Origin of the sequence: Ectobacillus panaciterrae DSM 19096, assembly GCF_000430785.1 — a bacterium.
Taxonomy (GTDB): Bacteria; Bacillota; Bacilli; order Bacillales; family Bacillaceae_G; genus Ectobacillus; species Ectobacillus panaciterrae.
In genome coordinates this window covers 28483-49671 of sequence record NZ_AUMR01000042.1, presented here as the reverse complement: position 1 = coordinate 49671, position 21189 = coordinate 28483, and the positions used below count along the sequence as shown (strand labels likewise).

Annotated in this window: 21 protein-coding genes, 4 tRNA genes and 1 pseudogene; 25 read left to right on the top strand and 1 reads right to left on the bottom strand. The window is 40.8% G+C overall.

Features of this window, described 5'->3' with window-relative positions:
• The first annotated feature begins 177 nt into the window (after window positions 1-177).
• From rpmH to H540_RS0111425, 10 genes are all read left to right on the top strand, one after another.
• Window positions 178-312, top strand: a complete 135-nt coding sequence (gene rpmH, locus H540_RS0111470) for a 50S ribosomal protein L34 (RefSeq protein WP_000831901.1) — start codon at window positions 178-180, stop codon at window positions 310-312.
• 224 nt (window positions 313-536) lie between these two features.
• The gene (rnpA, locus tag H540_RS0111465) at window positions 537-908 is read left to right on the top strand and encodes a ribonuclease P protein component (RefSeq protein WP_028400767.1); all 372 of its coding nucleotides are present in this window, start codon (window positions 537-539) and stop codon (window positions 906-908) included.
• Window positions 909-937: 29 nt separating this feature from the next.
• Window positions 938-1702: a YidC family membrane integrase SpoIIIJ gene (spoIIIJ, locus tag H540_RS0111460; RefSeq protein ID WP_028400766.1), complete on the top strand. Its 765-nt coding sequence runs from the start codon at window positions 938-940 to the stop codon at window positions 1700-1702.
• Window positions 1699-2316, top strand: coding sequence for an RNA-binding cell elongation regulator Jag/EloR (gene jag, locus H540_RS0111455; RefSeq protein ID WP_028400765.1), 618 nt, complete (start codon window positions 1699-1701; stop codon window positions 2314-2316). The genes spoIIIJ and jag overlap by 4 nt, the downstream gene beginning before the upstream one ends.
• Window positions 2317-2781: 465 nt before the next feature.
• Window positions 2782-4158: a tRNA uridine-5-carboxymethylaminomethyl(34) synthesis GTPase MnmE gene (gene mnmE / locus H540_RS0111450; RefSeq protein ID WP_028400764.1), complete on the top strand. Its 1377-nt coding sequence runs from the start codon at window positions 2782-2784 to the stop codon at window positions 4156-4158.
• 18 nt (window positions 4159-4176) lie between these two features.
• Complete coding sequence (gene mnmG / locus H540_RS0111445) at window positions 4177-6066, top strand: tRNA uridine-5-carboxymethylaminomethyl(34) synthesis enzyme MnmG (protein ID WP_028400763.1); 1890 nt, start codon at window positions 4177-4179, stop codon at window positions 6064-6066.
• Between the two features lie 21 nt (window positions 6067-6087).
• Window positions 6088-6807 (top strand): 16S rRNA (guanine(527)-N(7))-methyltransferase RsmG, encoded by a 720-nt coding sequence (gene rsmG / locus H540_RS0111440; protein ID WP_028400762.1) that lies wholly within the window; start codon window positions 6088-6090, stop codon window positions 6805-6807.
• Window positions 6808-6910: 103 nt separating this feature from the next.
• Entirely contained in the window at window positions 6911-7756 is an 846-nt protein-coding gene (gene noc, locus H540_RS0111435) for a nucleoid occlusion protein (protein ID WP_028400761.1), read from the top strand.
• A gap of 201 nt (window positions 7757-7957) precedes the next feature.
• Window positions 7958-8719: a ParA family protein gene (locus tag H540_RS0111430; protein ID WP_028400760.1), complete on the top strand. Its 762-nt coding sequence runs from the start codon at window positions 7958-7960 to the stop codon at window positions 8717-8719.
• Window positions 8712-9566, top strand: coding sequence for a ParB/RepB/Spo0J family partition protein (locus tag H540_RS0111425; RefSeq protein ID WP_028400759.1), 855 nt, complete (start codon window positions 8712-8714; stop codon window positions 9564-9566). Before H540_RS0111430 ends, H540_RS0111425 begins: the two co-directional genes overlap by 8 nt.
• A 5-nt stretch (window positions 9567-9571) precedes the next feature.
• Here H540_RS0111425 and yyaC read toward each other — a convergent pair whose 3' ends face one another.
• Window positions 9572-10177, bottom strand: coding sequence for a spore protease YyaC (yyaC, locus tag H540_RS0111420; protein ID WP_028400758.1), 606 nt, complete (start codon window positions 10175-10177; stop codon window positions 9572-9574).
• A gap of 250 nt (window positions 10178-10427) precedes the next feature.
• Between yyaC and H540_RS0111415 the strand changes: the two are divergent.
• The 15 genes and pseudogenes from H540_RS0111415 to H540_RS0111340 form a co-directional block, all read left to right on the top strand.
• A pseudogene (locus H540_RS0111415) lies at window positions 10428-11228 on the top strand (mechanosensitive ion channel family protein); the annotation flags it as partial.
• A 20-nt stretch (window positions 11229-11248) separates the two neighbouring features.
• Window positions 11249-11449: a DUF951 domain-containing protein gene (locus H540_RS0111410; RefSeq protein ID WP_028400756.1), complete on the top strand. Its 201-nt coding sequence runs from the start codon at window positions 11249-11251 to the stop codon at window positions 11447-11449.
• A 208-nt stretch (window positions 11450-11657) separates the two neighbouring features.
• The gene (ychF, locus tag H540_RS0111405) at window positions 11658-12758 is read left to right on the top strand and encodes a redox-regulated ATPase YchF (RefSeq protein WP_028400755.1); all 1101 of its coding nucleotides are present in this window, start codon (window positions 11658-11660) and stop codon (window positions 12756-12758) included.
• 188 nt (window positions 12759-12946) lie between these two features.
• Window positions 12947-13234 carry a 30S ribosomal protein S6 gene (gene rpsF, locus H540_RS0111400; protein WP_028400754.1) on the top strand — a complete coding sequence of 96 codons (288 nt, stop codon included), beginning with the start codon at window positions 12947-12949 and terminating at the stop codon, window positions 13232-13234.
• A 24-nt stretch (window positions 13235-13258) separates the two neighbouring features.
• Entirely contained in the window at window positions 13259-13762 is a 504-nt protein-coding gene (gene ssb, locus H540_RS0111395) for a single-stranded DNA-binding protein (protein ID WP_028400753.1), read from the top strand.
• A 39-nt stretch (window positions 13763-13801) separates the two neighbouring features.
• Entirely contained in the window at window positions 13802-14038 is a 237-nt protein-coding gene (gene rpsR / locus H540_RS0111390) for a 30S ribosomal protein S18 (RefSeq protein WP_028400752.1), read from the top strand.
• A gap of 140 nt (window positions 14039-14178) precedes the next feature.
• Window positions 14179-15117 (top strand): YybS family protein, encoded by a 939-nt coding sequence (locus tag H540_RS0111380; RefSeq protein ID WP_028400751.1) that lies wholly within the window; start codon window positions 14179-14181, stop codon window positions 15115-15117.
• A 108-nt stretch (window positions 15118-15225) separates the two neighbouring features.
• A complete protein-coding gene (locus tag H540_RS0111375; RefSeq protein ID WP_028400750.1) occupies window positions 15226-17199 on the top strand; it encodes a DHH family phosphoesterase in 1974 nt (657 codons plus the stop codon).
• The gene (gene rplI / locus H540_RS0111370) at window positions 17196-17642 is read left to right on the top strand and encodes a 50S ribosomal protein L9 (protein WP_028400749.1); all 447 of its coding nucleotides are present in this window, start codon (window positions 17196-17198) and stop codon (window positions 17640-17642) included. The genes H540_RS0111375 and rplI overlap by 4 nt, the downstream gene beginning before the upstream one ends.
• Window positions 17643-17667: 25 nt before the next feature.
• Window positions 17668-19023, top strand: coding sequence for a replicative DNA helicase (gene dnaB / locus H540_RS0111365; RefSeq protein WP_028400748.1), 1356 nt, complete (start codon window positions 17668-17670; stop codon window positions 19021-19023).
• 213 nt (window positions 19024-19236) lie between these two features.
• Entirely contained in the window at window positions 19237-20526 is a 1290-nt protein-coding gene (locus H540_RS0111360; RefSeq protein ID WP_028400747.1) for an adenylosuccinate synthase, read from the top strand.
• Window positions 20527-20782: 256 nt separating this feature from the next.
• A tRNA-Lys gene (locus H540_RS0111355) sits at window positions 20783-20858 on the top strand.
• A gap of 11 nt (window positions 20859-20869) precedes the next feature.
• Window positions 20870-20941: transfer RNA gene (locus H540_RS0111350), tRNA-Glu, on the top strand.
• Between the two features lie 10 nt (window positions 20942-20951).
• Window positions 20952-21027 (top strand) — tRNA-Asp (locus H540_RS0111345).
• A 39-nt stretch (window positions 21028-21066) separates the two neighbouring features.
• Window positions 21067-21139: transfer RNA gene (locus tag H540_RS0111340), tRNA-Phe, on the top strand.
• Window positions 21140-21189: the final 50 nt, after the last annotated feature.

Genomic DNA, 21189 nt, shown 5'->3' with positions numbered 1-21189 from the left:
GGAAATTTTATTATCCACAAGAAAAAAATCGAGTGTGAAAAAAGCTGTGAATAGGATGGAATAGGATAAATTTGCATATTGGATGAAAATTGTAAGAACCATTGACATTTCACTAAGGTATTAACTATAATTTATAAGACTGTCTTTAACAGTTATTCCTCAGGGAGGTGTCATATAATGAAAAGAACTTACCAACCAAATAAACGTAAGCGCAGCAAAGTACATGGTTTCCGTAGCCGTATGAGCACAGCAAACGGCCGCAAGGTTCTTGCAGCTCGTCGCCGCAAGGGAAGAAAAGTATTATCTGCGTAGACCACTGATCGCTCAGTGGTCTTTTTTCTAGGTAGATGAAGAAGGGTAAATCGGCGTGTCCAGCTCTAGCTCTATCGGCTAGGTGCTGTTGGCCAAGAACCTCCGTCAATGTATTGGCGAAAGCGCCTTTCTTAGGCGGAGAACCTTGGTCTCTGTACCTGGACGAGCCGATTGTGCTTTTCTTAACAGGTGCCACTGGACGAAATACAGGAGTGTTAAAACAGATGAAGAAAACGAATCGTATAAAGAAAAATGCAGAGTTTCAAGCGGTATTCCAAAAGGGAAAGTCCAGCGCAAATCGTCAATTCGTTTTGTATTGCTTGGATAAGCCAGGTCAATCCGATTTTCGTATCGGTCTTTCAGTTAGCAAAAAGGTAGGAAACGCGGTGACGCGAAATCATATCAAAAGGATGATTCGCCAAGTATTTACAGAGTTAAAACAATGCATAGATTCCGAAAAAGATTTTGTTATAATAGCAAGGAAGCCTTGTGCAGAAATGACATATGAGCAAGTCAAAAGCAGTTTGCTTCATGTTATGCGCCGGTCCGGCATGAAATTGCCGAGCGAAGAACGAAAAAGAGAAGAAATGCAGTAAGTTCTATACATAAAAGGAGGAAATAGTCCGTGAAAAAGAAAATTACTTTTCTGGTTATGATGATGACTCTCGTTGCAATCATCAGCGGCTGTAACCAAGTGAACCAGCCGGTTACACCAGAAAGCAAGGGTATTTGGAATGAGTACTTCGTGTATCCGCTTTCTCAAGTAATTACGTATTTTGCAGAGCTATTTGGCAACAACTATGGGTTATCCATCGTGGTCGTTACACTTATTATTCGCTGTGCATTATTGCCTCTTATGATTAAACAAACAAGAAGCACGAAGGCCATGCAAGCTTTGCAGCCAGAGATGGTAAAGCTTCGTGAAAAGTATAGTTCTAAAGACCAGGCGACACAGCAAAAGCTTCAGCAGGAAATGATGCAATTGTATAAAACGCACGGTGTAAACCCGCTTTCCGGCTGCTTGCCAATCTTTATCCAAATGCCAGTTCTGTTCGCGTTCTATCATGCTATTATGCGTACAGCAGAAATTAAACACCATAGTTTTTTATGGTTTGACTTAGGACATCCGGATCCGTTTTATATTTTGCCTGTTGTAGCAGGGATCACAACATTCATCCAGCAAAAAATTGCGATGACGGGAACAGCGCAAAATCCGCAAATGGCTATGATGCTATGGCTTATGCCGATTATGATTGTTATTTTCGCAATCAAATTCCCGGCTGCACTATCTCTATACTGGGTAGTCGGAAATATTTTCAGTATTGCTCAAACTTACTTTATTAAAGGTCCTGATTTGAAACAGGCTAAGGCAGGAGGAGCAAGCAAGTGAACGGAATAACTGCTAAAGGACAAACTGTCGAAGAAGCAGTCCAATCAGCGTTAACACAGCTTCAAGTTTCACGTGAACAAGTGGAAATTCATATAGTCGATGAAGGAAAAAAAGGTTTTTTGGGATTTATTGGAAGTAAACCGGCTATAGTAGATGTTGTGGTGAAAAAGAACCCTGTGGAAGAAGCAGAAAAGTACTTAAAAAGTATTATTAAAGAAATGAACGTAGACGTAGATGTCGAAAAGGCGGTAAAAGGGAAGGAAATTGTCTTTACTTTATCGGGCGAGCAAGTTGCGCTCATGATTGGCAAACGCGGAACAACACTGAATGCCCTTCAATATTTGACACAGCTCGTGGCAAATCGTTATACGAAGCAGTATATTAGTGTGCTGGTCGATGCGGAAAGCTATCGGGAGAAGCGTAAAAAAACATTAGAGTCCTTAGCGCATCGATTGGCTAAACAAGTGTATGCTACGAAGAAAAAGGTCGTTTTAGAACCGATGCCGTCATTTGAAAGAAAAGTCATTCACCAAGTTCTTTCCAATCATCCGCATGTTACAACAGCTTCAGAAGGTGCAGATCCGCACCGCCATGTTGTAATTGAGCCAAAATAAAGAAAAACCGGTAACTCTTTTGAGAGCTGCCGGTTTTTTTTGATAAAGTAAGTATAAAGTTGCGTGCCAATGCACTCCGTTCCTTTCTGCTGTTTGTGAATGTTCGCGGGATACAACGCAAAAAAGAACAAACCTATATGTTGAATAAAAAGAAACAGGGGAGGGTGTCTTAAAGGGGATGATCGCTACTATACGTAGCAGGAGCACGATGCCCATAAAAAGGATCGGACAATTTTTGACCGATTTTTCTCGCGCAATTTTACAAAGTTAGATGATGTGGATGAAGAGTGAATTGTTATTTTCACTTATCCACTGTGGATAAGTTTATGCTGTTTATACAGGGGATATAATAAAATGAGTTAATATTCTTTTTAAGATGACAACGTTATGGTATCCTAATAGTTTAGTGATGGAAAATATCCACTTTTTAAATAGAGAACAAAACTAGCAAGTGAGGTGAAGAAGATGGAGCTTGATACTATTGCAGCAATTTCAACGGCACTCGGAGAAGGTGCAATTGCAATTGTTCGAGTGAGCGGAGAAAACGCGGTAGAGAAGGTCAACCGCGTTTTTAAGGGGAAAGATCTTACACAAGTGCCGTCGCATACCATTCATTATGGGCATATTGTAGATTCTGAAACTAATCGTGTTATAGAGGAAGTTATGGTTTCGGTTCTTAGGGCGCCAAGAACGTTTACACGCGAAGATATAGTGGAAATTAACTGCCATGGCGGATTAGTGTCTGTAAATAAAGTATTGCAATTGGTTCTGGCTGAGGGAGTTCGGCTTGCAGAGCCTGGAGAGTTTACAAAAAGAGCTTTCTTGAATGGACGTATCGACTTATCACAGGCTGAAGCTGTGATGGACTTAATCCGTGCAAAAACAGATCGTGCCATGAACGTGGCAATCAACCAAATGGAAGGCCGCTTATCTAAGCTTATCGGCCGCTTGCGTCAAGAATTATTGGAGACGCTGGCTCATGTAGAGGTAAACATCGATTATCCAGAGTATGATGATGTAGAAGAAATGACGCACCACATCCTCATTGAAAAGGCTACGAAAGTGCGTGATGAAATTCGCAAGCTGCTGGAAACCTCTAAGCAGGGAAAAATTTTGCGGGAGGGCATTGCAACAGCTATAATCGGGCGTCCTAATGTGGGAAAATCATCTCTTTTAAATAGTCTTGTGCAAGAAAAAAAAGCGATTGTTACAGATATCGCAGGAACGACGCGTGATGTTATTGAAGAGTATGTAAATGTAAGAGGTGTCCCTCTTCGTCTCATCGATACAGCAGGTATTCGGGAAACAGAAGATATTGTAGAACAGATTGGTGTAGAACGCTCAAAAGAGATGATGCAAAAGGCAGATCTTGTTTTGCTTGTTCTAAATTACAATGAACAGCTGACATCAGAGGATGAAGAGCTGTTCGCAGCTGTACAAGGAAAAGACTTTATTGTAATCATAAACAAAATGGATTTGCCAAGAAATATTGATTTGAGTCGTGTGAAAGAGCTGGCAGGAAATGAAAAAATCATTACAACGGCTCTGATTGAAGAAAAAGGCATAGATGAGCTCGAGCAAGCGATTGCTGACTTATTCTTTGAAGGCTCTTTAGAAGCAGGGGACATGACATACGTTTCAAATGCTCGTCATATTGGATTGCTTACACAGGCAGAAAGAACGATTGCAGATGCAATTGACGCCATCGGGGATGGTATGCCTATTGATATGGTGCAAATTGATTTGACAAGAACGTGGGAAATACTAGGCGAAATTACAGGAGATACTGTACATGAAAGCTTAATTGATCAGCTATTTTCTCAGTTCTGTCTCGGAAAATAGTGTAAGGAGGAGAACATAATGGGATATAATGCCGGTTCATATGATGTAATAGTGATCGGTGCGGGTCATGCAGGTTGTGAGGCTGGACTTGCTGCTGCACGCATGGGGGCCAAAACATTGATGTTGACGATTAATTTAGATATGGTCGCATTCATGCCATGTAATCCGTCTGTAGGCGGACCAGCAAAGGGAATTGTCGTTCGTGAAATTGATGCTCTGGGTGGAGAAATGGGGCGTAACATAGATAAAACATATATTCAAATGCGCATGCTGAACACAGGAAAAGGCCCTGCGGTACGTGCTTTGCGCGCGCAAGCCGATAAATTTGCGTATCAACATGAAATGAAGAAAACGATCGAAGATACGCCAAACCTTACATTATTCCAAGGTATGGTAGAGCGCTTAATTGTAGAGGACGGAGAATGCAAAGGCGTTATTACGCAAACTGGTGCCGAATATACAGCGAAAACAGTTGTTATTACAACCGGTACCTTCCTCCGCGGGGAAATTATTATGGGCGATTTAAAGTACTCTAGCGGTCCGAATAACCAACAGCCGTCTGTAAAACTATCCCAGCACCTTGAGGAGCTTGGACTTGATCTTGTGCGCTTTAAAACAGGTACGCCGCCTCGTGTAAACAGCCATACGATTGATTACAGCAAAACAGAAATTCAACCGGGAGATGAAACTCCCCGTGCTTTCTCATTTGAAACAACGAAATTTATCATAGATCAAATTCCTTGCTGGTTAACGTATACCAGTGAAGAAACACATCGCTTGATTGACGCGAATTTGCACCGTTCCGCCATGTACTCAGGTATGATTAAAGGAACAGGCCCTCGTTACTGTCCATCCATTGAGGATAAAGTTGTGCGTTTCCACGATAAGCCGAGACATCAAATCTTCTTAGAGCCTGAAGGACGCAACACACAAGAAGTGTATGTCCAAGGATTATCAACAAGTTTACCGGAAGATGTACAGAGAGAAATTTTAAAAACGATTCCCGGTTTGGAAAACGTAGAAATGATGCGGACAGGATATGCAATTGAGTATGATGCGGTTGTTCCGACGCAGCTGTGGCCGACATTGGAAACAAAGAAAATCAAAAACTTGTACACGGCAGGCCAAATTAACGGAACGTCAGGCTATGAAGAAGCAGCAGGTCAAGGGTTGATGGCAGGAATTAACGCTGCATGCCGTGCTTTGGATAAAAAAGAAGTCATCTTGGATCGTTCTCAAGCCTACATTGGCGTATTAATTGATGACCTTGTAACAAAAGGCACAAATGAACCGTACCGTCTCCTGACATCACGTGCGGAGTATCGTTTGTTGCTTCGCCACGATAACGCAGATCTCCGACTTACGGATCTTGGCCGCGAAATCGGTATGATTCCAGAGGAGCGTTATGAACGTTTTACTAAGAAGAAAGAGAGCATCGAGAAGGAAAAAGCACGCCTTGCTGGAATTATTATTAAACCTAAGGCAGAAGTGCAAGAGTTGATTCGAAACGCAGGCGGAAGTGAACTGAAAGACGGAATCCGTGCGAGCGACTTACTGCGCAGACCGGAAATGACATATGAGCATATTAAAGCGATTGTACCGAATGAAGAGCCGGTTGCTGAAGATGTAGCGGAACAAGTAGAAATTCAAATTAAGTATGAAGGCTATATTGAAAAATCCCTTCAACAGGTAGATCGTATGAAACGTATGGAAAGCAAGAAGGTTCCAGTTGATATCGATTATGATGCAATTACCGGATTAGCATCGGAAGCGCGCCAGAAACTGAAAGAAGTACGTCCGCTTTCCGTAGGGCAAGCGTCACGTATCTCGGGTGTAAATCCTGCCGATATTTCTATCTTGCTTATATATTTAGAACAAGGAAAAATTGCAAGAGTATCGAACCAATAAAGAAGTAGGAGATTTATTGCGATGAATGTACAGCAATTTCAAATGATGCTGGAGGAAAAGGGAATTTCCCTTTCTCCTCTGCAATTAAAACAATTCGAAAAATATTATGAGCTGCTTGTAGAGTGGAATGAAAAGATGAACCTTACAGCCATTACAGAGAAAGACGAAGTGTATTTAAAGCACTTTTTTGACTCTGTAACAGCTGCCTTCCACTATGATCTTTCCAAACCATATTCTGTTTGTGATGTGGGAGCGGGAGCAGGATTTCCTAGTATTCCGTTAAAAATTTGTTTTCCGAACTTAAAAGTTACAATTGTAGATTCACTGCAAAAACGAATTACATTTTTAAATCATCTAGCAGCAGAATTACGTTTAGAAAATGTTGCATTTTATCATGACCGTGCTGAAACGTTCGGAAAAAAAGAAGGAATACGAGAGTCTTTTGATATCGTGACGGCACGTGCAGTAGCGCGTCTTTCTGTATTAAGTGAATTATGTCTTCCGTTAGCAAAGGTTGGGGGTACATTTATCGCGATGAAAGGTGCAGCCGCACAAGAGGAAATGGAGAGCGGAACACACGCTGTTCAAGTTTTAGGCGGAGAGATACGAGAAATAGCTACCTTCCGTCTGCCTTTTGAAGAAAGCGAACGAAATATTATCATAATTGAAAAAAGAAGAAAAACCCCAAAGAAGTATCCACGCAAGCCAGGAATGCCGAATAAATTGCCTATTGAAAAATAAATCTTATTCGACGTAAGATTAAGTTGTATGAATATAACCTTCATGTTTCACGTGAAACATTTCGTATAGAGCATTCAATAGGATTCGAGGGTGGTGGAGTACAATGAAGAATACAATTTCTCGTCTGTTTGGGCTAGGAGAGAAAGAGATTATATCAGAACAGCCAGAAAGCCGTGAAGAGGTAAAACAAATTCCCGTTACAAGCATTACTCCAAATCGTTATCAGCCGCGTACGGTTTTTAATGATGCAAAAATTGATGAGCTTGCCTTGACCATTCGCACACATGGGATTATTCAGCCGATTGTTGTGCGAATGTATGATACGGATAGCTATGAGATTATTGCAGGGGAACGGAGATTTCGTGCAGTCAGCAAGCTGGGATGGGATACAATCCCAGCTATTGTCAAACATATGAGTGATGCAGAAACCGCTTCTGTGGCTCTCATTGAAAATCTGCAGCGTGAAGAACTTACTGTCGTTGAAGAAGCAATTGCCTATCAAAAATTGCTTGATTTGCATAACTTAACGCAGGAAGCTCTCGCACAGAGGCTGGGAAAAGGACAGTCTACGATCGCGAATAAATTGAGACTTCTTAAGCTTCCAGAAGAAATAAAGCAAGCGCTGCTCGAAAAAAAAATTACAGAACGTCACGCCCGAGCACTTATTCCTTTAAAAGATGCTGAATTGCAATTGAGGATCTTGCAGGAGATTTTGGAGCGTCAGCTTAACGTAAAGCAAACGGAAGAACGAGTTGCAAAAGCTACGGAACAATCTGCGCCTAAACCTAAGCCAAAACGAAAAGCGGTCAGCCGCGATATGAGAATAGCGATGAATACCATTCGTCAGTCGCTGCAAATGGTTGAAAGCAGCGGTGTTTCCATTAATTCTGAAGAAGAAGAATTTGAAGAGTATTATCAAATCACGATTAAAATTCCGAAAAAGCATTAGATTCATAGAATGAGAGCCGTTTCTAACAGAAAGGCTCTTTTTTGTGAACATTTCTCATAACTCGTGCAGGAGATTATAAAGGGAGTTTTGAAGTTTTATACAGAAATAAACTGAAAATAAGCTGTTTCGTGTTACAATAAAAACAGCTTATTTGAACTTGTATAATCAAACAGGACAGAAAGTTTAAAGGTAGGTGACACCATGGGGAAAATCATTTCAATTGCTAATCAAAAAGGGGGAGTTGGAAAAACGACGACTTCCGTTAATTTAGGGGCTGGTTTAGCATGTTTAGGGGAAAAAGTATTATTAGTTGATATTGATGCACAAGGAAATGCAACGACAGGAGTTGGAATTGAGAAATCAGAATTAGATAAGTGCGTCTATAATGTTCTGGTGGAAGATGAAGATATTCGTGAAATTATAAAGTCTACAGCGGTGAAAAATTTATATGTACTTCCTGCGACTATTCAATTGGCTGGAGCAGAAATTGAGCTTGTTCCTACTATTTCACGAGAAGTACGTTTAAAGAGAGCGCTGCAGCCGATTCAAGATGAATACGACTATATTATTATTGATTGCCCGCCATCCCTAGGCTTACTGACAATCAATGCTTTAACTGCTTCAGATTCCGTCATTATTCCCGTTCAATGTGAATACTACGCATTAGAAGGATTGAGTCAGCTATTAAATACGGTTCGGCTTGTACAAAAGCATCTCAATAAAAATCTTGCTATCCAAGGCGTGCTTTTGACAATGCTCGATGCACGTACAAATCTGGGACTGCAGGTCATTGATGAGGTGAAAAAATACTTTAGAGATAAAGTATATCGTTCGATTATTCCAAGAAATGTACGTTTAAGCGAAGCGCCAAGTCACGGGAAACCAATTATGCTGTATGATGCTAAGTCGAAAGGGTCAGAAGTGTACTTAGATTTAGCGAAGGAAGTGATTGCAGGTGGCTAAAGGTCTCGGAAAGGGAATTCAAGCCTTTTTCCCTAATTTAGAGGTTCAAGAGGAAGAAATGATTAAGGAAATTAAATTGAACCAGCTGCGTCCTAACCCATATCAACCGCGCAAATATTTCTTGAAAGAAGCTATTCAGGAATTGAAAGCCTCTATTTTAGAACATGGCATTTTACAGCCTCTTATTGTAAGAAAAAGCATTAAAGGCTATGAAATTGTTGCAGGGGAACGAAGATTTCGCGCTGCAAAAGAAGCAAAATTAGAAACTGTTCCAGCTGTCGTGCGAGACATGACTGACCAGCAGATGATGGAGCTTGCACTTCTTGAAAACTTACAGCGAGAAGACCTGACGCCGATTGAGGAAGCTGCGGCGTATCAAAAACTGATGGATGAATTAAAGTTTACACAAGAACAATTGGCAAAACGATTGGGAAAAAGCAGACCGCATATTGCGAATCATGTACGTCTCCTCTCCCTTCCCCCGTTTATCCAAGAGTTAATTTCCAACAGTACAATTTCAATGGGACATGGCCGCGCTTTACTGGGATTAAAAGATAAAACGAAGCTAAAAGCAGTTGTACAACAGGTTGAAAAAGAAGGCTTAAATGTTCGTCAGCTTGAAAAACTGATTCAGCAATTAAATGAGAATGTTTCACGTGAAACAAAGAAAGCAAAGAAAGAAAAGAATATTTTCTTTGAAGAACAAGAGTCATTCCTAAGAGATCATTTTGGTACATCCGTAAAGATTAAAGAAATGAGCAATAAAGGGAAAATTGAAATTGAATTCTTTAACGAAGAAGATTTGGAGCGTATTTTAGAGCTGCTGACAGGAGAACAGGAAAAATAAACCATCTAGGAGAGATGGTTTATTTTTTTATGGATAGATAATGCTAAATCTGTCTTTTGGATACCATTCGCAATAACATCAGCCATTTTCATCACAAGGTTCAATCTCGTATTTTGCAGTACAAAAAACTCCATAAATCCATGAATATTTACAATCCCATGAATGTGCATATCTCCTACAGCCGGAAGCTTTTTATTCATAGCGGCACCAGGCTTGCTGGGTCCCTTTCCAACTGAAATAGAGCCTACACTCTGCGACTTTCCAAGACATGCATCAATAGCGACAATAAACGGGCGTTCATGCGTTTGCTGAATATTAGAAAGAGTTTCCTCTAAATTCAAGGCATGGACTGGTTCATCTAAAGTTCCGTATAAACGAAAATTCCTAATTCCTTTTTCACATAGTTTAGACCCTACAAGCGGACCTAGAGCATCACCTGTTGAACGATCTGTTCCAATGCAAACGAGAACAAGAGGTTGTACAGATTCTTCAGGAAGATAAGCATATAATGTATGACTAAGGCGGTCGCATACTGCTTCTTCATGATAAAACATAGGCTGCGGCTCTTTTTCAAAAAAAGGATATTTTAAGTTAAACGATCCACGGTTCACGGCCATCCACCCTTTGACATAATAGTATCAGTATATAAAAAAACCTTCCAGTTTATACCTGTATGCTGTTGTAAAAAATAAAGAAACTGTAAACAGATTTTTTAGGATGATATAAAAAATTCTGTTACAATAAGGGATGAATTCTATGAAACTAAGGAGAGGTAAGCAAATGAGTTGGTTTCAAGATAAATATAATGAGTTTGTAAATTATATAACAGATCCTAATGTTTGGATTAATACTTCATTAGGGATTTTGAAGATTATTTTCATTCTTGCAATTGCAAGTGTTGTGGTACGTGTTGGAAGGATTATTATCCGTAATGCTTTCCGGATTAACACAAAATCACCGCTTCAAATTTCTGAAAGAAGAACTGCTACAGTTGCTAAACTGTTAGAAAATGTTATTACCTATGTTGTGTTTTTTGTTGTAGTCATTATGATTTTAGGTGTACTCGGCATTGAAACAAAAGGTTTGCTGGCTGGCGCCGGGGTAGTGGGGCTGGCTGTCGGTTTTGGTGCACAAAACTTGGTGCGAGACGTTATTACAGGATTTTTCATTTTGCTGGAGGACCAATTCTCTGTAGGGGATTATGTACGCCTTGGAAGATTTGAAGGTGTCATTCAGGAAATCGGCTTGCGTACAACAAAAGTTAAAAGCTGGACTGGAGAGATTCACATCCTCCCAAATGGAAGCATTAAGGAAGTTACAAACTTCTCTTTAAGCAACAGTGTATCGTTCGTAGATATAAGCATTTCGTATGAAAGCGATATTGATTACGCAGAAAGAGTAATTGAAGATTTATTGGATGAACTTCCAATGAGGTATGAGCAAATGGTAAAACGTCCAGAGCTTCTTGGTGTGCAAAGCTTAGGCGCATCAGAAATCGTATTGCGTGTCATTGCAGAAGTAGAGCCTATGAAGCATTTCGTTATTGCCAGAGCTTTGCGAAAAGAAATTAAGCTTCGATTGGATGAACATGGTATTGAAATTCCGTATCCTCGTATGGTATTGTACAACCGCGAAGAAATGGAAAGCAAACAAGTAAATTAAATGTAAGAGGTGTTTGGAGCATGGAACAGAAGGAATTCGGTTTACATGATGTTGTAGAAATGAAGAAGTCGCATCCATGCGGAGCAAACCGCTGGAAGATTATCCGGATGGGAATGGATGTTCGTATTAAATGCGAAGGATGCGCTCATTCTGTTCTTATTCCGCGCCGCGAATTTGAACGGAAAATGAAAAAGGTGCTCGTTAAGCACGAAGAAGCATAAGCAGCTGCAAATTTGCAGCTGCTTTTCTTAAATGATACGAAAGTAGAAAATTGCGTATCATTGCTTCAAATTACATTTCTTTTCTTGGCTTGTCATTTTTTTGGTTACTATCTATAATGATGAAAGGTTAAAAAATATCTAGCTGTTTGCGCGGTTTGGGCGGCACGGCTTTCTTTGGCGCAAAAGCTTTTCTATAGGAGTGAAATATATGGGATTAACAGCTGGTATCGTCGGTTTGCCAAACGTAGGTAAATCAACGCTGTTTAATGCAATTACACAAGCAGGGGCAGAATCTGCAAACTATCCATTCTGTACAATTGACCCGAACGTAGGGATTGTAGAGGTTCCGGATGCGCGTTTAAATAAACTTACAGAGCTTGTACAACCGAAGAAAACAGTACCGACTGTGTTTGAATTTACAGACATTGCAGGCATTGTAAAAGGAGCAAGCAAAGGCGAGGGTCTGGGAAATAAGTTTCTTTCCCATATTCGTCAAGTAGATGCGATTTGTCAGGTTGTCCGCTGCTTTGAAGATGAAAACATTACACACGTAGCAGGGAAAGTCGATCCGATTTCAGATATCGAAACAATTAACCTGGAGCTTATTCTAGCTGATTTAGAATCAGTGGAAAAGCGCATCGATCGTGTTGCAAAGCTTGCAAAACAAAAGGATAAAGATGCTGCGTATGAACACGATATCCTAGTTCGTTTGAAAGATGCATTTGAAAATGACCAGCCGGCTCGTACTGTAGAGTTTACAGAAGAAGAAATGAAGGTCGTAAAGTCTCTGCACCTTCTTACTATTAAGCCAATGTTGTATGTGGCAAACGTAGGAGAAGATGATGTGATTGATCCTGCCGGAAATGAGTACGTGCAGCTTGTTCGTGAATTTGCTGCAAAGGATAACGCAGAAGTTATCGTAGTCTGCGCAAAAATTGAAGCGGAAATTTCTGAGCTTGATGAGGAAGAAAAGAAGGCTTTCTTAGAAGAGCTTGGTATTGAAGAGTCCGGTTTGGACCAATTAATTCGTGCAGCGTACCACCTTTTAGGCTTGGCTACGTATTTTACGGCAGGCGTGCAAGAGGTGCGTGCATGGACGTTCCGTAAAGGCATGAAGGCTCCTCAATGTGCCGGTGTAATCCACACAGACTTTGAACGCGGGTTTATCCGTGCTGAAACTGTATCTTATGAAGATCTATTAAAGCATGGATCTATGAACGCAGCTCGCGAAGCTGGGCGTGTACGTTTAGAAGGAAAAGAATACATCGTGCAAGACGGGGATGTTATGCACTTCCGTTTTAACGTATAAAAAAGTCTGATTTCTATAGAAAATAATTCTAAAATAGCTTGGCATTTGCTCAATGCATCTGCCAAGTTTTTTCTTTTTCAATGAGTTGATTACTATAACTTACTATGATATAATCTAAACTCGTGAGTAATTACAAAAATTGCTCCTTGCCCGTATCGGGCCGTTTAGTCCAAAAGGAGGTGACAGTGATGAAAAAGTATGAAATTATGTACATCATCCGTCCAAACATGGAAGAGGAAGCTCAAAAAGCAGTTGTTGACCGCTTCGCTAACGTGTTAACAGACAATGGTGCAGAAATTGCAAACGTTAAAGAGTGGGGTAAGCGCCGCTTAGCTTATGAAATTAACGATTTCCGCGATGGTATCTACATGCTTGTAAACGTAAATTCTGATGCAGCTGCAGTTCAAGAATTTGATCGTTTAGCTAAAATCAGCGAAGATATCATTCGTCATATCATCGTAAAAGGTCAAGAATAAGATATATAGGGGAGAGTGGTTCGGTTGATGAATCGCGTTTTACTCGTTGGACGTTTAACTAAAGATCCAGAATTGCGTTATACGCCAAATGGCATCGCAGTAGCTACTTTCACGTTGGCTGTAAATCGCACGTTTTCAAATCAGCAAGGCGAACGCGAAGCTGATTTTATTAACTGTGTTGTATGGAGAAAGCAAGCGGAGAATGTAGCGAACTACTTGAAAAAGGGAAGTCTGGCAGGCGTGGACGGTCGTCTTAACACTCGTAATTATGAGGGACAAGATGGCAAGCGTGTTTATGTAACAGAAGTTGTTGCAGAAAACGTACAATTCTTGGATACGAAGTCAAGCGGAGAGCAACGTGGCTCATTCAATCCGCAGCCATCCGGCTTTGGTTACGGAGACCAAGGGCCGCAAAATAACCCGTTTGGATCTTCTGGAAACGCAAAACCTGGGTTTACCAAAAATGATGATCCATTTGCAAATGCAGGTCAACCGATTGATATTTCGGACGACGACTTACCGTTTTAATCTATAGATCGGATACTAACAGAATGGAGGGAATTTCAAATGGCTGGTGGACGTAAAGGCGGACGTGCAAAACGTCGTAAAGTATGTTTCTTTACTGCTAATGCTATCACTCACATCGACTACAAAGATGTAGATCTTCTTAAGCGTTTCGTTTCTGAACGCGGCAAGATTTTACCTCGTCGTGTGACTGGTACTAGCGCAAGATACCAACGCAAACTTACAGTTGCAATCAAACGTGCTCGTCAAATGGCACTTTTACCATACGTTGCAGAATAATAACTGTACAAATGCACAGTGGGGATTTTCTCTACTGTGCATTTTGCTTATTCTCTTATGTTTTTGCCGAGCCGGTTTGAAAAAACAGAAGGGGTTCGCTATTCTATAAGAGAAGTAGGAATGAAAAGCGAGGAAACTTAATGAAAAATACGAGATGGATTACAGAAGGAGCCGTTCTTTTGGCTGTTTTCGTTATTTTGCTTCTTGCTTCCATGTATATACCTGTTTTAAATATTGTCTTCCTTTTAGCTTTACCCCTGCCATTTATCATCTTTGCTATCAGAAATGAGCTAAAATATACGTGGATTTTGCTAATTGCAGCATCGCTCATAACAGTAGTAGTAAGTTCGCCATTCAATATTGCAACTTCTCTTACGTTTGGCACAACAGGTATTGTATTAGGAAGTATGTATAAGAGACAAAAAAAGCCAACAGACATTCTTCTTGCAGGTACGATAGTTTATATTGTAAATTTTGTCGTGCTGTATATTGTCAGTGTACTGTTTTTTGAGTACAACTTCATTCAAGAAATACAGGATATGCTAAAGCAGTCTTTACAAAGCGCAGAACAAATTATTGAAGCTACAGGTGTGCAAGTAAATAAAAAACAATTAGAGCAGTTAAAGCAGCTTCCAACGCTAATAGGGTATGCAATACCTGCCATGCTTGTAATGGGCGGTCTTATGATGTCGTGGCTCACTATCATCATTTCTGCACCTATATTAAAGCGTTTACGTTTTGATGTACAGCCATGGCCGCCGTTTCGGAACGTCAATCTCCCAAAAAGCGTTCTGGTGTATTACGTTATTTTTGTAATTATAGCGACCTTTGTTAAAATAGAAGAAGGTTCTTATCTATATATTGCTTTATTAAACTTAAATTTAATTTTTCCATTGCTTATGGCAATTCAAGGTTTCTCTGTTGTAGCCTTTTTCTGTCATTTAAAAGGCTATCCAAAAGCAGTACCTATCATTTTGTTTATCCTTTCGTTCTTTATACCAATTTTATTTTCTCTCGTGAGTTTCTTAGGTATAATTGATTTAGGTTTTTCGTTGCGAAACCGTTTTAAAAGCATATAAATGCGAAAATGTCTTGGCTCAAGACATTTTTTTGCAGGTGAAGAGATGCTTGTATGGATGCGATGAAGCTGCAGCGTGAGTCAAGTTTTCTTTATAGGAGTTGAACGTATGCCTGAGTTTTATAAGAAACAAAAGTTTCTTTATCCTATGTATTCCCTGGCGTTCTTGACTCTTGTTACAATTACGATTCTTACGTATTATGACTGGGTTATCGGGGTTCTTACTTTTGCTTTCTTTTGTATCGTTGTGTTTTTCTTAGTGAAGTTCGAATTGATGTTTCGAAAGCATTTGGAGCAATACACATCTGATATGCTTACAAGAGTAAAAAAGGTAAGCGATGAAGCATTGAACCGGATGCCGATTGGGATTTTACTTTACAACAAAGATTACGGTGTAGATTGGGCAAATCCATATTTATCCTCTTGTTTCGGCCAGCACTCTCTTGCCGGATGGCATTTGTATGATTTAGCTGAAGCGCTGCTTTTATTTGTAAAGCAAGAAACAGATGATGATGTGATTGCGCTCAATAAGCGTAAATTCCGGGTGTTCGTGCGCCGGGAAGAAAAGTTAATTTACTTCTTTGATGTCACGGAACAGACGCAAATTGAGAAAATGTATGAAGATCAACGAACAGTGCTGGCAGTCATTTATCTCGATAACTATGATGAAGTGACGCAAGGATTGGATGATCAACTCCGTACGAACATTACAAGTCATGTAACTTCTTTGTTGAACGAATGGGCTTTAAAGCACGGCATCTATTTAAAGCGTGCTTCTTCTGAGCGTTTCTTTGCAGTATTAAATGAAAGCATCCTCGTTCAATTAGAAAAAGGGAAATTTGATATCCTCGATCAGGTAAGAGAGGAAACATCGAAGAAAAATATTCCTCTTACGTTAAGTATCGGCGTCGGCTCAGGTGCTCTCATGCTGCCGGAACTAGGCGTGATGGCACAGTCCGGCCTTGACTTAGCTCTAGGAAGAGGCGGCGATCAGGTAGCAATTAAACAGGCGACAGGCAAGGTGAAATTCTACGGCGGAAAGACAAATCCGGTAGAAAAGCGCACAAGAGTGCGTGCACGCGTGATTTCACATGCCTTAAAGGATCTTGTTCTAGAAAGCAGCAATGTGATTATCATGGGGCATAAGTCGCCTGATATGGATGCAATCGGTGCTGCCATTGGAATTTTGAAGGTAGCAGAGCTGAATCAGCGTGAAGGATATATTGTTTTAAATGAAAATGACCTAGATACAGGTATTAAGAGGCTCATGGAAGAAATTAAGAAAAATGCTGCTCTTTGGTCTCGTTTTATCAGCACAGAACAAGCCCTTGAGATTGCAACAGAAGAATCATTGCTTGTTGTGGTGGATACGCATAAGCCGTCAATGGTAATTGAAGAGCGGGTACTGAATAAAATCGAGAATGTTGTCGTCATTGACCATCATCGCCGCGGTGAGGAATTTATTGAAGACCCGCTTCTCGTATATATGGAGCCGTACGCTTCTTCTACAGCTGAGCTTGTAACAGAGCTCCTAGAGTACCAGCCGAAGCGTTTAAAGCTGAATATGCTGGAAGCTACAGCATTATTGGCTGGAATTATTGTGGACACGAAGAGCTTTACGTTCCGAACAGGCTCCCGTACCTTCGATGCAGCTTCTTATCTTCGTTCGCACGGGGCAGATACTGTTCTTGTTCAGAAGCTTCTTAAAGCAGATATGGATCACTACTTAAAGATTGCAAAAACCATTCAAAATGCGTACATTTATAAAAATGGAATTGCAGTGGCAAAAGCAGAGGACGGCGAGTACTACGACCAAGTTCTGATTGCGCAAGCTGCAGATACACTCCTGACTATGACAGGAGTAGTAGCTTCCTTTGTAATCGCTAAAAAGAAGGAACACTCGATTGGAATGAGCGGCCGTTCCTTAGGCGACATCAATGTCCAAATTATTATGGAAAACTTAGGCGGAGGCGGACATTTAACAAATGCGGCCACGCAATTACAAAATATGTCTCTTGAAGAGGCGGAGTCGCAGCTTCGAGATGTAATTGACGAGTATTTAGAGGGGGATACAAAATCATGAAGGTAATTTTTTTAAAAGATGTAAAAGGTAAAGGGAAAAAGGGAGAAGTAAAAAACGTAGCGGACGGCTATGCACATAACTTCTTATTGAAACAAGGACTTGCAGTTGAAGCAACAAATACAAATGTAAAAACATTGGACGCGCAAAAACGCAAAGAAGAAAAAGATGCACAGCTGGAGCTTGAAAACAGCCAAAAGCTGAAAGAAACATTAGAAAAGCTGACAATAGAGTTGAAAGCAAAGTCTGGCGAAGGCGGCCGTTTATTCGGTTCAATCACAAGCAAGCAAATCGCAGATGTGCTGCAAAAAGCACATGGCATTAAAATTGATAAGCGTAAGTTTGAAATGGCAGATGCGATTCGCGCATTAGGTCATACAAATGTACCTGTTAAACTTCACCCGCAAGTGACAGCAACAGTGAAAGTACATGTAACAGAGCAATAAACTTGCGTATGAGGAGGTATTGAATGTGACTGACGTGTATACTGATCGTACTCCTCCGCAAAATATAGAAGCTGAACAAGCCGTTTTAGGAGCTATCTTTCTTGAGCAGGAAGCGTTAACGGTAACTTCTGAAATTTTGATGCCGGAAGATTTTTACCGAACAGCTCATCAAAAGATTTATCAGGCGATCCTTACTCTTACAGACAAAGGAGAGCCGGTGGACTTAGTAACGGTAACAGCAGAGCTCGCCGACCAAAATCTGTTAGATGAGGTCGGCGGTGTTTCGTATTTAGCTGAATTGGCGAATTCTGTTCCCACTGCAGCTAATGTGGAATACTATGCTCGCATTATTGAGGAGAAATCGATTCTTCGCCGTTTAATTCGGACAGCAACAACTATTGCTTCTGATGGATATGAACGAGAAGATGATGTAGAAGGCTTATTGAGTGAAGCGGAGCGCAAAATTTTAGAGGTGTCACAACAAAAGAATACGAAGGGCTTTCAAAACATTAAAGATGTCCTCGTAGTGACGTATGATAAAATTGAGCTGCTTCATCATCGTAAAGGTGATGTTACAGGTATTCCAACAGGGTTTACGGAGCTTGATAGAATGACTGCGGGCTTTCAGCGCAATGACTTGATTATTGTCGCTGCCCGTCCTTCTGTAGGGAAAACCGCATTCTCTTTGAATATAGCACAAAACGTAGCAACCAAAACAGATGAAAATGTAGCAATCTTTAGTTTAGAGATGGGGGCAGATCAGCTTGTAATGCGTATGCTGTGTGCGGAAGGAAATATCAATGCACAGCGCTTACGTACAGGAGATTTGACCACTGAGGATTGGGCTAAGCTTACGATGGCAATGGGAAGTCTCTCAAATGCTGGTATTTACATTGATGATACACCGGGCATTCGTGTGGGAGAAATTCGTGCGAAATGCCGTCGATTGAAACAGGAAAGCGGCTTAGGAATGATTTTAATTGATTATCTGCAGCTTATTCAGGGAAACGGCAAAGGCGGAGAAAACCGTCAGCAGGAAGTATCAGAAATTTCACGTTCCTTAAAATCGCTTGCACGTGAGCTGCAAGTGCCGGTTATCGCTCTTTCGCAGCTATCACGCGGCGTAGAATCGCGGCAAGATAAACGACCGATGATGTCTGATATTCGTGAATCAGGAAGTATTGAGCAGGATGCTGATATTGTAGCGTTCTTATACCGTGACGATTACTATGACAAAGAAACCGAGAAAAAAGATATCATTGAAATTATCATTGCGAAGCAACGTAATGGTCCAGTTGGAACAGTTGAGCTCGCTTTCGTAAAAGAATACAATAAGTTTGTGAACCTAGAACGCCGTTTTGACGAATCTGGTGCATCATAGGCATAAAAATGAGAACACATCACATGATAAGGATGTGTTCTTTTTCTGTATAGAAACGGAGTTACAATTTAAATTTCATTCGAAAATACAACATTGACACGAACAAAAAAACAAATGAAAAAATAAACGTTCGTATTTTCCGTTGACATCTATCAACAGTTTGGTAAAATGGTAATTGTTTAAGTTCGTTTGAAATATTTGGAGGTGCTTGGAATGTCTTCAGTAGTAGTGGTAGGAACACAGTGGGGAGACGAAGGAAAAGGTAAAATTACGGATTTCCTTTCGCATCATGCAGAAGTGGTAGCACGCTACCAAGGCGGAAATAATGCAGGTCATACAATTGTATTTGATGGTAAGCGTTATAAACTTCACTTAATCCCGTCTGGTATTTTCTATAAAGAGAAAATTTGTGTAATCGGGAATGGTATGGTAGTTGATCCAAAAGCGTTAGTGGAGGAGCTTGCATATTTGCACGGTCACGGTGTTAGCACAGATAATCTGCGCATCAGCAATCGTGCTCATGTTATCTTGCCTTACCATTTAAAGCAGGATGAACTGGAAGAAGATCGTAAGGGCGCAAACAAGATCGGAACAACGAAAAAAGGTATCGGCCCTGCATATATGGATAAAGCGGCGCGTGTTGGCATCCGCATTGCAGACCTTTTAGAGAAAGAAGAATTCTATACGAAGCTTGAGTGTAACTTAACGGAGAAAAACCGTCTATTCGATAGAATGTATGATACAGAAGGATTTAAGATTGAAGATATTTTTGAAGAATATTATGAGTACGGTCAACAAATCAAAAAGTACGTATGTGACACATCCGTTGTGTTGAATGATGCGTTGGATGAAGGACGCCGCGTTCTATTTGAAGGTGCGCAAGGTGTTATGCTTGATATTGACCAAGGCACATATCCATTCGTTACATCTTCTAATCCAATCGCTGGCGGTGTAACAATCGGCTCCGGTGTAGGTCCTTCTAAAATTAATCATGTTGTAGGTGTATGTAAAGCATATACAAGCCGTGTTGGTGATGGTCCGTTCCCGACAGAACTTAATGATGAAATTGGTCATCAGATTCGTGAAGTGGGACGTGAGTACGGTACAACTACAGGCCGTCCGCGCCGTGTAGGATGGTTTGACAGTGTAGTTGTAAGACATGCACGCCGTGTAAGCGGTCTTACAGACTTATCTTTAAACTCTATTGACGTATTAACAGGTATTCCTACGCTGAAAATTTGCGTAGCTTATAAGTATAAAGGAGAGACTCTCCAAGAGTTCCCTGCAAGCTTGCGCATTTTATCTCAGTGTGAGCCTGTATACGAAGAGCTTCCAGGCTGGACAGAAGATATTACAGGTGTAAAAACATTAGGTGAGCTGCCGGCAAACGCAAGACATTATGTGGAGCGTGTTTCTCAGTTAACAGGTATTCCTTTATCTATGTTCTCTGTTGGACCGGATCGTAACCAAACAAATATTATCCGCAACGTATATGGTGTTTAAATTTGTTGTTTTCTGATTGCAAATAAGATATAGTAAGTAACGGAAGAACCCATTCCTCATGGGTTCTTTTTTGTGGTCACTTTTTTTGAAAAAAGTATTGCAAAATGGGTTTTATCTATGGTATTATAAATCTTGTCGTCATGAAATAAAGGGCGTCAAGTGAAATAGGTTTACACTCATACATAATGAGTACGCTTCTCTGAGATGAGGACGTCCAGAACAAGGAATAACCTTAAGTTTAATCTTTCATTATTATGAGCCATTAGCTCAGTCGGTAGAGCATCTGACTTTTAATCAGAGGGTCGAAGGTTCGAGTCCTTCATGGCTCACCATTTTTTCTTGTGGCCCGTTGGTCAAGCGGTTAAGACACCGCCCTTTCACGGCGGTAACACGGGTTCGAATCCCGTACGGGTCACTTTATATATGGTTCCGTGGTGTAGCGGTTAACATGCCTGCCTGTCACGCAGGAGATCGCGGGTTCGATCCCCGTCGGGACCGCCATTTTGTTTTACCGCAGATGCGGTTTTACATAGATAGTTTGGCTCGGTAGCTCAGTCGGTAGAGCAGAGGACTGAAAATCCTCGTGTCGGCGGTTCGATTCCGTCCCGAGCCACTTCAAAGGTACTAAGTGGGCCCGCTTAGTGCCTTTTCAATTTGGAAAAA